Here is a 10,651-nt window from a genome sequence, read left to right as displayed (position 1 = left end):
GCCGCGACCGCCTGCGCCGCCCCCGCCAGCGGCGAAAAAATGCCCGCCTAACCAGCCGAAGTGCTAGCGGGCAGGGCGGAAATCCCGGAAAGGGCCTTTCGCGGGCGGTAAAAGCCCCGAAAGGCCCTTATTTCCTTGCTTCTGGCCGAAATGGCGCTATATAGCGCGCCATCTCACACGGAAGCATGGCTCACAAGGCCGTCCGGTGGCAGCCGGGGCGACATCGCTCCGTTTTGCTCACACGCTTCCGGAGGAACCAACCGGAGAATTCAAACGATGGCACTGCCCGATTTCACTATGCGTCAGCTGCTCGAAGCTGGCGTGCACTTTGGTCACCAGTCGCACCGCTGGAATCCGAAAATGGCTCCGTTCATTTTCGGCACCCGTAACAACATCCATATCGTCGACCTCGCCCAGACCGTGCCGATGCTGCACACGGCCCTTCAGGCCGTCAGCGACACGGTTGCCAAGGGCGGCCGCATCCTGTTCGTCGGCACCAAGCGCCAGGCGCAGGACGGCGTCGCCGACGCTGCCAAGCGTTGCGCGCAGTATTTCGTCAATTCGCGCTGGCTCGGCGGCACGCTGACCAACTGGAAGACGATCTCGGCCTCGATCAAGCGCCTGCGTCACCTCGACGAAGTGCTGGCCGGCGGCGAAGCCAATTCCTACACCAAGAAGGAGCGCCTCACGCTGCAGCGCGAGCGCGACAAGCTCGACCGCTCGCTCGGTGGCATCAAGGACATGGGCGGTCTGCCCGACATGATCTTCGTGATCGACACCAACAAGGAAGACATCGCGATCCAGGAGGCCCAGCGTCTCAACATCCCGGTTGCCGCGATCGTCGACACCAATTCCGATCCGAAGGGGATCACCTATGTGGTGCCGGGCAATGACGACGCCGGCCGCGCGATCTCGCTCTATTGCGACCTGATCGCGCGCGCGGCGATCGACGGCATCTCGCGCGCTCAGGGCGAGTCGGGCGTCGACATTGGCGCGTCGGTTCGTCCGGTCGCCGAAGAGCTGCCGGCCCCGTCCTCGAGCGGCTTCCAGGGTCTTGCCGGTCCGCGCGGCACCGCCGACGACCTCAAGAAGCTCCCGGGCGTGTCGGGCGCGATCGAGAAGAAGTTCAACGACCTCGGCATCTTCCACTACTGGCAGCTCGCCGAGCTCGACCACGACACCGCGCACACGATCGGCGAAGAAGTCGGTCTGCCGAGCCGCGCAGATGCCTGGGTGGCCAAGGCCAAGGCACTGACCGCGGAAGCGGAATAGTCAAAACGGCGATGGGTTGGCCGGACGAGATCCGGCCACCATTCATTCAGTTGACGCGAATTCCTGAGATGGACCGCGGCGGGGCAATTGGAAGCCACGCCGCGGCAAACCGGCAGGCAAGAAGGATTTTCAACGATGGCAACGATCACAGCTGCGATGGTCAAGGATCTGCGCGAGTCGACCGGCGCAGGCATGATGGACTGCAAGGCCGCGCTGACCGAGAACGACGGCAACATGGAAGCCGCGCAGGACTGGCTGCGGAAGAAGGGCCTGTCCAAGGCCGCCAAGAAGTCGGGCCGTGTCGCGGCCGAGGGCCTCATCGGCGCGCTCACCAAGGGCAACAAGGGCGTCGTGGTCGAGGTCAACTCCGAGACCGACTTCGTTGCGCGTAACGGCCAGTTCCAGGGCCTCGTCAAGATGATCGCCCAGGTCGCGTTCGACACCGGCGCCGATGTCGAGAAGATCAAGGCCGCCAAGGTCGGCGACGTCACGGTCGAAGCCGCGATCAACGACGCGATCGCCACCATCGGCGAGAACATGACGCTGCGCCGCGCTGCTTCGCTCGAAGTGAGCCAGGGCGTGGTGTCGAGCTATGTCCACGGCGCGGTCGTCGATGGCGCCGGCAAGATGGGCGTGATCGTCGCGCTGGAATCGCCCGGCAAGGCCGACGAGCTCGCAAGCCTCGGCCGCCAGATCGCCATGCATGTCGCGGCCGCCAACCCGCTTGCGCTCGATCCCAGCGGTCTCGATCCGGCCGTCGTCAAGCGCGAGAAGGACGTGCTCGCCGACAAGTACCGCCAGCAGGGCAAGCCCGAGAACGTGATCGAGAAGATCGTCGAGTCCGGCCTGAAGACCTACTACAAGGAAGTCTGCCTGCTCGAGCAGGCCTTCATCCACGATACCGGCAAGTCGGTGGCGCAGGCGGTGAAGGAAGCCGAAGGCAAGGTCGGCGGTACCGTGAAGATCGCCGGCTTCGTGCGCTATGCTCTCGGTGAGGGTATCGAGAAGCAGGAATCGGACTTCGCGGCTGAGGTCGCGGCGGCCAGCGGCAAGAAGTAAGCGCTGGAACACCTCCTTCCGGCGTGCCGCCGGAAGCGGCGCCCGGACGAGGAAAGTGCTCATGACTGATCCGGTCTATCGTCGCGTCGTGATCAAGCTGTCCGGCGAATATCTCGCAGGACAGCAAGGCTTTGGCATCGATCAGCCGACCATGGACCGGGTTGCCGACGATCTGATCGCGGCCCGCCAGCTCGGATGCGAGGTGGCGGTCGTGATCGGCGGCGGCAATATCTTCCGCGGCGTCGAGGTCTCCTCGCGCGGCGTCTCGCGCACGACCGGCGACACCATGGGCATGCTTGCCACCATGATGAACTGCCTCGCGCTGGAAGCCACCATCGAGCGCAAGGGCGCGCCGGCGCGGACGCTGTCGGCGTTTGTCATGCCCGAGATTTCCGAGCTGTTCACGCGCGCCGCGGCGCACAAATACCTCGCCGAGGGTCGAATCATCGTGCTCGGTGGTGGCACCGGCAATCCGTACTTCACCACGGACACGACGGCCGTGCTGCGGGCCGCCGAGATCGGCGCCGAGGCGGTGCTGAAAGCCACCAATGTCGACGGCGTCTACTCGGCCGATCCGAAGCAGGACCCTTCGGCCAAGCGGTTCGACCGGCTGACGCATTCGCAGGCGATCGAGGGCGGCTACAAGGTGATGGATGCGACCGCCTTCGCACTTGCCCGCGAGACGTCGCTGCCTATCATCGTATTTTCGATCGCGGAACCCGGTTCGATCGGCGCGATTCTGCGCGGTACCGGCCACGGGACTGTTGTCGCCGGCTGACGACTCGTTCTGGCGCCCCGAAGCAGGGGCGCGGTGAGGTCGCCGGAACATTGAAGGAGAAACGTGATGGCCACGGGTAATTTCGACCTCAACGAAGTGAAGCGCCGCATGCAGGGCGCGGTCGCATCGCTCAAGCATGAACTTGGCGGACTGCGGACGGGCCGTGCATCGGCCTCGATGCTTGATCCGGTGCAGGTCGATGCCTATGGCAGTCACATGCCCCTCAATCAGCTCGCCACCGTCAGCGTGCCCGAGCCGCGCCTGATCTCGGTGCAGGTCTGGGACAAGTCGATGGTCAAGGCCGTCGAGAAGGCGATCGTCGATTCCAATCTCGGACTGTCGCCGGCAACCGAGGGCCAGGTGCTGCGCCTGCGCATCCCCGAGCTCAACGAGGAGCGCCGCAAGGAGCTCGTCAAGGTCGCGCACAAATATGCCGAGGCCGCCAAGGTCGCCGCGCGTCACGTCCGCCGCGACGGCCTCGATGTGCTCAAGAAGCTCGAGAAGAATCACGAGATGTCGGAGGACGACCAGAAGCGTCACGCCGACGAGGTGCAGAAGGCCACCGACGGCACCATCGCCGAGATCGACCAGCTGCTGGCCGCCAAGGAAAAAGAAATCCTCACCGTTTAAGGCCTTTTTCCATGTCCAACGCCGCCGCGCCCGCAACGGACGGACCTGATCGGTCCGATGTGCCTGCGCATGTCGCCATCATCATGGATGGCAACGGGCGTTGGGCGGCCGCGCGGGGTCTGCCGCGGGCCGAAGGCCATCGCCGCGGCGTCGAAGCGCTGCGGCGTGTGGTGCGGGCCTCGCACGAGCTCGGCATCCGCTATCTCACCATCTTCTCGTTCTCGTCCGAAAACTGGTCGCGACCGGCCAGCGAGATCGGCGATCTCTTCGGTCTGCTCCGCCGTTTCATCCGCAACGATCTGGCGAGCCTGCATCGCGACGGCGTCAAGGTACGCATCATCGGCGAGCGCGCCGGCCTCGAGGGCGACATCTGCGCGCTCCTCAACGAGGCCGAGGAATTGACGCGCGACAACACCCGCCTCACGCTCGTCGTCGCCTTCAATTACGGCTCGCGGCAGGAGATCGCGAAGGCCGCGCAGAAGCTCGCTCGCGAAGTCGCCGACGGCACGCGCGATCCTGCCACGATCGACGCCGACGCACTCGGCGCCCATCTCGACGCGCCCGACATTCCCGATCCCGATCTCATCATCCGCACCAGCGGCGAGCAGCGCCTCTCCAACTTCCTGATGTGGCAGGCCGCCTACAGCGAGCTCGTCTTCGTGCCGGTCCACTGGCCGGATTTCGACAAGGCGGCGCTGGAAAGCGCAGTCGCTGAATTCGCCAGGCGCGAGCGCCGTTTCGGCGGCCTGGTTGCGAAATCAGCCTCGTGAGCGAACCCTACGCCGCACCGGCGGGCACGACGCCTGCTTCGAACAATCTGGTGATGCGAGTTCTCGCGGCGCTGGTGCTGGCGCCGATCACGCTGGCGCTTGCCTATGCCGGCGGCTGGCTGTGGGCGCTGCTCGTCACCCTGATCTCGATCGGGCTGTTCACGGAATGGCTGATGGTGGTGGGTGCAAGCTCGACCGCTCTGACCGGGGCAGGGACCATCGTCCTTGCCATGATGGGCTTGTGCGTTGCCGCCGGCGCGCTCAAGACTGCCGTCATTGTCGGCTGCATCGGCGGCGCGATCGTGACGCTGATTGGGCGCGGCAAGTTCATCTGGGCCGCGACCGGATTTGCCTATGCAGCGGCGGCGCTGCTGGCCTCGATCCTGGTGCGGAAGGATCTCGTGCACGGCTTCGCCGCGCTGATGTTCGTGCTGCTCGTGGTGTGGGCGACCGATATCGGCGGTTACTTTGCCGGCCGCGGGATCGGTGGGCCGAAGCTTTGGCCGCGCGTCAGCCCGAAGAAGACCTGGGCCGGCGCGTTCGGCGGCTTTGTGGCGAGCCTTGCGGTTGCGGGCGGCTTTGCCGCTTTCGGCATCGGAAAGGCGGTGCCATTGCTGTTCGTCAGCGCCGTCCTGTCGGTGGTCTCGCAAGCGGGCGACCTGTTCGAATCGGCGGTGAAAAGGCGCTTCGGCGTCAAGGATTCCAGTCACTTAATTCCCGGCCATGGCGGGCTATTGGACCGTCTGGACGGCTTTGTCGCCGCCATCCTGGTGGCATGGATTATCGGCTTTCTCCGCCATGGTGTGCATAGCGCCGGAAGCGGTCTTATGGTTTGGTGACGATATGAGCGCAGTCCCATTGCGTAATAACAGGCTTGCTGCGACCGACATCCGCAGCGTCACGGTCCTCGGCGCCACCGGCTCGATCGGCGACAGCACGATGGATCTGCTGCGCGCTTCGCCCGAGCGCTACCGCGTCGAGGCGCTGACGGCGAACAGCAATGTCGAAGCACTGGCAAAACTCGCCAGGGAATTCTCCGCGCGCTTCGTTGCGATCGCAGACAGCACCAAGCTCGCCGACCTGAAGGCCGCACTCGCGGGCACGAGCACGGAATGCGGCGCCGGCGAAAGCGCAGTGATCGAGGCCGGCGCGCGTCCGGCCGACTGGGTGATGGCCGCCGTCAGCGGAGCAGCCGGGCTGAAGCCAGCTCTCGCCGCGGTCGATCGCGGCGCGCATGTTGCGCTCGCCAACAAGGAATGCCTGGTCTGCGCCGGTGATTTCTTCATGCAGCGCGCGGCGAAGGCGGGCGCCTGCATTCTGCCTGCGGATTCCGAGCACAATGCGCTGTTTCAGGCGCTGGCCTCGGGCAATCGCGACGAGCTGGTCCGCGTCATCATCACGGCATCGGGCGGCCCGTTCCGGACCTGGAAGCCCGCGGACATCGAGCAGGCGACGCTCGAGCAGGCCCTCAAGCATCCGAACTGGAGCATGGGGCAGAAGATCACGATCGATTCCGCCTCGATGATGAACAAGGGCCTCGAGGTGATCGAGGCGTCCTATCTGTTCGCGCTGTCGCCTGACGAGATCGACGTGCTGGTGCATCCGCAGTCGATCATCCACGGCATGGTGGAGTTTTCGGACCGCTCGGTGATGGCCCAGCTCGGCTCGCCCGACATGCGCACCCCGATCGCCCATTGCCTTGGCTGGCCCGACCGGATCAAGGGGCCGGCGGCCAAGCTCGATCTGGCCAAGATCGGCCAGCTCACCTTCGAGGCGCCCGACTTCGAGCGGTTCCCCGGACTTCGCCTGGCGTTCGAGTCGCTCCGGACCGGGAAGGGGGCAACCACTGTCTTCAACGCCGCCAACGAGGTTGCGGTCGCAGCCTTCATCGCCGGCAAGATCCGCTTCGGTGCCATCGCCCGCCTGGTCGAGGCGACGTTGGAGGACTGGGTCCGGGGCGGGAACCAGGGACCCATGACGTCAGCGGATGATGCAATAAACGTTGACCATGTTGCGCGAAATAAAGCTGCCGCCCTGTTGCCTCAAATTGCCTTAAAGGCATCCTAGATGGTTCGGGGCCAGGGCCTTGCGGCGCTGGATGAGGGAATTCGATGATCGACTTTTTTACCCATAGTTTCAATACGTTGAGCCATGGGCTCCTCGGCTACGTCGTTCCCTTCCTGTTCGTCCTGACCATCGTCGTGTTCTTCCATGAGCTCGGCCATTTTCTGGTCGCGCGATGGGCAGGCGTTCGGGTGCTGACCTTCTCGCTCGGCTTCGGACCCGAGCTGGTCGGGTTCAACGACCGCCACGGCACGCGCTGGAAGATCTCGGCGATCCCGCTTGGTGGCTACGTCAAGTTCTTCGGTGACGAGAGCGAGGCCTCGACGCCGTCGGCCGCGACGCTGGAAGCCATGACGGCGGAAGAGCGCGCCGGCAGCTTCCATCACAAGAAGGTCGGCCCGCGCGCCGCCATCGTTGCCGCCGGACCGATCGCCAATTTCATCCTCGGCGCCCTGATCTTCGCAGGCATGGCGCTGTATTACGGCAAGCCAAGCACGATCGCGCGCGTGGACGGCGTCGTCGCCGACGGTGCCGCGGCTGCCGCGGGCTTCAAGGTCGGCGACGTCGTCGTGCAGATCGATGGCAAGCCGATCGAGAGCTTTGCCGACATGCAGCGCATCGTTGCGACGAGCGCCGGTTCAGCCCTGGTTTTCCAGGTGAAGCGGGATGGTTCGGTGGTGTCGCTGACGGCGACGCCGGCGCTGCTCGAGCGCAAGGATCCGTTCGGCAATAGTCACAAGGTCGGCGTGCTCGGTGTCGAGCACAAGTCGCAGGCCGGGGAAGTTTCGACCTCGCCGGTCGGGGTCGGCGAGGCGCTCAAGATCGGGGTCGAGCAGGTCTGGTTCATCATCACCAGCACCTTCAAGTTCCTGGGGTCGCTGTTCGTCGGGCAGGGCAATCCGAACGAGGTCAGCGGCGTTCTCGGCATCGCCAAGATGTCGGGGCAGGCGGCCAGTGCCGGGTTCCAGTTCGTGATCAATCTGTGCGCGGTGCTGTCGGTCTCGATCGGCCTTCTGAACCTGTTCCCGATTCCGCTGCTCGATGGCGGTCACCTTCTGTTCTACACGGCCGAGATCGTCCGTGGCCGTCCGCTGTCCGAGCGGACCCAGGAGATGGGGTTCCGAATCGGGCTTGGTCTGGTGCTGATGCTGATGGTCTTTGCGACCTACAACGACATCCTGCGGATGGCCGCTTCCTGATCGGGGCTTTTTTGTGGCGTTGCTGTTAGGCAACGTCTTGGAATGAAATTGAAATTACCCTGTCAGCTGCCGTTTGCGATGTCGGGGAAATTGGCTACAAGCGGCTAGAACTTGGGGAATCTCCCAGACCGGCTTTGGGGTTGGGTCTGGTAAGTTGATAAGGGCGCGTTGCGCATGAAGTTTGGACTGCGACTCCGGGGGGGCTTGCTCGCAACCCTGATCATGTTCGGCGCGCCGGTGGTTGCCCCGGTTGGGGCTGTTTTGGTGTCTTCGTCTGCGCTCGCCCAGACCGTGCAGTCGATTTCCGTCGAAGGAAATCGCCGCGTCGAGGTGGAGACGATTCGGTCCTATTTCAAGCCTGGCCCCGGCGGGCGCCTCGATCAGGGCGCTATCGATGACGGCCTCAAGGCACTGATCGAGACCGGCCTGTTCCAGGACGTGAAGATCAACCGCGGCCCGGGCGGCCAGCTAATCGTCTCGGTTGTGGAAAACCCGGTGATCGGGCGCATCGCGTTCGAGGGCAACAAGAAGATCAAGGACGAGCAGCTCACCGCCGAAGTGCAGTCCAAGGCGCGCGGCACCTTCTCCCGCGCCATGGTGCAGTCGGACACGCTGCGAATCGCCGAGATCTATCGCCGCTCCGGCCGCTATGACGTGACCGTCACGCCAGAGATCATCGAGCAGCCGAACAACCGCGTCGATCTCGTCTTCACGATCAACGAAGGTGCCAAAACCGGCGTCAAGTCGATCGAGTTCGTCGGCAACAACGCGTTCTCCTCCTACCGCCTGCGCGACGTCATCAAGACACGCGAGACCAATCTGCTGAGCTTCCTCGGCAGCGGCGACGTGTACGACCCCGATCGCGTCGAGGCCGACCGCGACCTGATTCGCCGCTTCTACCTGAAGAACGGCTTCGCCGACGTCCAGGTCGTGGCCGCGCTCACCGAATACGATCCGGAGAAGAAGGGCTTCAACGTCACCTTCAAGATCGAGGAAGGCCAGCAATATCGCGTCGGCACCGTCGATTTCCGCACCAGCATCCCGAACTTCGACCCAACCACGTTGCGCTCCTTCTCGCGCGTCAATGTCGGTTCGCTCTACAACGTCGAGTCGGTCGAGAAGTCGGTCGAGGACATGCAGATCGAAGCCTCGCGCCGCGGCTTTGCCTTCGCGGTGGTGCGTCCGGCCGGCGATCGCAATTTCGATGCGCATACCGTCGCCGTCGTGTTCAACATCGACGAGGGGCCGCGCACCTACATCGAGCGCATCAACATCCGCGGCAACACCCGCACCCGCGACTACGTGATCCGCCGCGAGTTCGACCTCTCGGAGGGCGACGCCTACAACCGTGCGCTGGTCGACCGCGCCGAGCGCCGCCTGAAGAACCTCGACTACTTCAAGACCGTGAAGATCACCACGGAGCCGGGTTCATCCAGCGACCGCGTGGTCCTGATCGTCGATCTCGAAGAGAAGTCGACCGGCGACTTCTCGGTCTCGGGCGGTTACTCCACCACGGACGGTGCGCTGGCCGAAGTCTCGGTCTCCGAGCGTAACCTGCTCGGCCGCGGCCTGTTCGCCAAGGCGTCGGTCACCTACGGCCAGTATGCGCGCGGCTATTCGCTCTCGTTCGTCGAGCCGTACCTGTTCGACTATCGTATCGCGCTGGGCCTCGACCTCTATCAGCGCCAGCAGCTGTCGAACAGCTACATCTCCTACGGCACCAAGACGCTCGGCTTCTCGCCGCGTCTCGGCTTCTCCTTGCGTGAAGACCTGTCGCTGCAGCTGCGCTACTCGATCTACCGGCAGGAAATCACGCTGCCGTCCTATCTGGCGAACTGTAACAACATCCCGACATCAGGCGCGTTCAATCCGAGCCCGGCCTACGCTGCCGTCAACGGCATTGATCTGACCTCGACCAACGGCCTCGGCTGCTACAGCGACGGCGAGGCTTCGCTGCCGGTCCGCAAGGAGCTTGCGAACGGCAAGACGCTGACCTCGGCGCTCGGCTACACGCTGACCTACAACACGCTCGACAACAACAAGAACCCGACCGACGGTCTGCTCGTCGACTTCAGGCAGGACTTCGCCGGTGTCGGCGGCGACGTCTCCTACCTGAAGACCGCCTTGGACGCGAAGTACTACCAGTCGCTGGTGTCTGATCTCGTCGGCCTCGTCCATCTCCAGGGCGGTGTCCTGAACAAGGTCGGCAGCAAAGACCTGCGTATGCTGGATCACTTCCAGATGGGCCCGAACCTCGTCCGCGGCTTCGCGCCGAACGGCATCGGCCCGCGCGACATCAACCCGTATGACACGCAGGACGCGCTCGGCGGCACCAAGTACTGGGGCGCTTCGCTCGAATTGCAGATGCCGTTCTGGTTCCTGCCCAAGGAAGTTGGTCTGAAGGGCGCGGTCTACGCCGACGCCGGCGGTCTGTACGACTATAAGGGCCCGACGACCTGGGCGCTGACAGGCGAAACCACGACGACCCAGAACTCGAACTGCACCGCGTCGACGATCAATCCAAACACTCCGGGAACCTGTACCGGCCTGGTCTACGATGACAGCAAGGTCATCCGGTCGTCGGTCGGTGTCGGCTTGATCTGGGCTTCGCCGTTCGGGCCGCTGCGCTTCGACTACGCAGTGCCGCTCACCAAGGGCAAGTATGACCGTACGCAGGAATTCCGGTTCGGCGGCGGCACCTCGTTCTAATTCGATCGGCAGGGCGTGACCGGCCGCTTGGGAAATCCCTCCAGGGATTTCTCCAAGGATTTCTCCAAGGTTTCCTTGGGGCCGGCCGCCAAAAAGATCGTGCTCAATCCGTGAGATAAGGCATGATGCGGCCTGACCGCTTCATGCCGAAGCCGGACCGCGACGGGGTG

At 64.2% G+C, this 10,651-nt stretch carries 9 protein-coding genes; all 9 read left to right on the top strand.

The genetic code is table 11. The features are described from left to right. Positions 1–276: 276 nt before the first annotated feature. The 9 genes from XH98_RS17395 to bamA all read left to right on the top strand — a co-directional run bounded on the left by XH98_RS17395 (position 277) and on the right by bamA (position 10,481). Entirely contained in the window at positions 277–1,272 is a 996-nt protein-coding gene (locus XH98_RS17395; RefSeq protein ID WP_057756082.1) for a 30S ribosomal protein S2, read from the top strand. 135 nt (positions 1,273–1,407) lie between these two features. Then, positions 1,408–2,331, top strand: a complete 924-nt coding sequence (tsf, locus tag XH98_RS17390; RefSeq protein WP_057756080.1) for a translation elongation factor Ts — start codon at positions 1,408–1,410, stop codon at positions 2,329–2,331. 61 nt (positions 2,332–2,392) lie between these two features. Further along, on the top strand, positions 2,393–3,109 hold the full coding sequence (gene pyrH, locus XH98_RS17385) for a UMP kinase (protein ID WP_271619371.1): 717 nt from the start codon (positions 2,393–2,395) through the stop codon (positions 3,107–3,109). A 66-nt stretch (positions 3,110–3,175) separates the two neighbouring features. Next, on the top strand, positions 3,176–3,739 hold the full coding sequence (gene frr / locus XH98_RS17380) for a ribosome recycling factor (RefSeq protein ID WP_057756077.1): 564 nt from the start codon (positions 3,176–3,178) through the stop codon (positions 3,737–3,739). Between the two features lie 11 nt (positions 3,740–3,750). Then, positions 3,751–4,509 carry an isoprenyl transferase gene (locus tag XH98_RS17375; RefSeq protein ID WP_057756075.1) on the top strand — a complete coding sequence of 253 codons (759 nt, stop codon included), beginning with the start codon at positions 3,751–3,753 and terminating at the stop codon, positions 4,507–4,509. After that, a complete protein-coding gene (locus XH98_RS17370; RefSeq protein WP_271619370.1) occupies positions 4,506–5,348 on the top strand; it encodes a phosphatidate cytidylyltransferase in 843 nt (280 codons plus the stop codon). The genes XH98_RS17375 and XH98_RS17370 overlap by 4 nt, the downstream gene beginning before the upstream one ends. Positions 5,349–5,352: 4 nt before the next feature. Then, positions 5,353–6,576, top strand: coding sequence for a 1-deoxy-D-xylulose-5-phosphate reductoisomerase (dxr, locus tag XH98_RS17365; protein WP_057756072.1), 1,224 nt, complete (start codon positions 5,353–5,355; stop codon positions 6,574–6,576). Between the two features lie 44 nt (positions 6,577–6,620). Next, positions 6,621–7,772, top strand: a complete 1,152-nt coding sequence (gene rseP, locus XH98_RS17360; RefSeq protein ID WP_057756067.1) for an RIP metalloprotease RseP — start codon at positions 6,621–6,623, stop codon at positions 7,770–7,772. A gap of 174 nt (positions 7,773–7,946) precedes the next feature. Beyond that, positions 7,947–10,481, top strand: a complete 2,535-nt coding sequence (gene bamA, locus XH98_RS17355) for an outer membrane protein assembly factor BamA (RefSeq protein ID WP_220005585.1) — start codon at positions 7,947–7,949, stop codon at positions 10,479–10,481. The last annotated feature ends 170 nt before the right edge of the window (positions 10,482–10,651 follow it).

It is taken from the genome of Bradyrhizobium sp. CCBAU 51745 (genome assembly GCF_028128715.1).
GTDB classification, from domain to species: Bacteria; Pseudomonadota; Alphaproteobacteria; order Rhizobiales; family Xanthobacteraceae; genus Bradyrhizobium; species Bradyrhizobium manausense.
The sequence above is the reverse complement of the archived record's forward strand: the minus strand, read 5'-3'. Positions and strand labels throughout refer to the sequence as shown.

Coding starts and splice junctions, on each gene's coding strand:
- pyrH (WP_271619371.1), top strand. CDS start 2,393: ATGACTGATCCGGTCTATCGTCGCGTCGTGATCAAGCTGTCCGGCGAA.
- XH98_RS17375 (WP_057756075.1), top strand. CDS start 3,751: ATGTCCAACGCCGCCGCGCCCGCAACGGACGGACCTGATCGGTCCGAT.
- bamA (WP_220005585.1), top strand. CDS start 7,947: ATGAAGTTTGGACTGCGACTCCGGGGGGGCTTGCTCGCAACCCTGATC.
- frr (WP_057756077.1), top strand. CDS start 3,176: ATGGCCACGGGTAATTTCGACCTCAACGAAGTGAAGCGCCGCATGCAG.
- rseP (WP_057756067.1), top strand. CDS start 6,621: ATGATCGACTTTTTTACCCATAGTTTCAATACGTTGAGCCATGGGCTC.
- dxr (WP_057756072.1), top strand. CDS start 5,353: ATGAGCGCAGTCCCATTGCGTAATAACAGGCTTGCTGCGACCGACATC.
- XH98_RS17395 (WP_057756082.1), top strand. CDS start 277: ATGGCACTGCCCGATTTCACTATGCGTCAGCTGCTCGAAGCTGGCGTG.
- tsf (WP_057756080.1), top strand. CDS start 1,408: ATGGCAACGATCACAGCTGCGATGGTCAAGGATCTGCGCGAGTCGACC.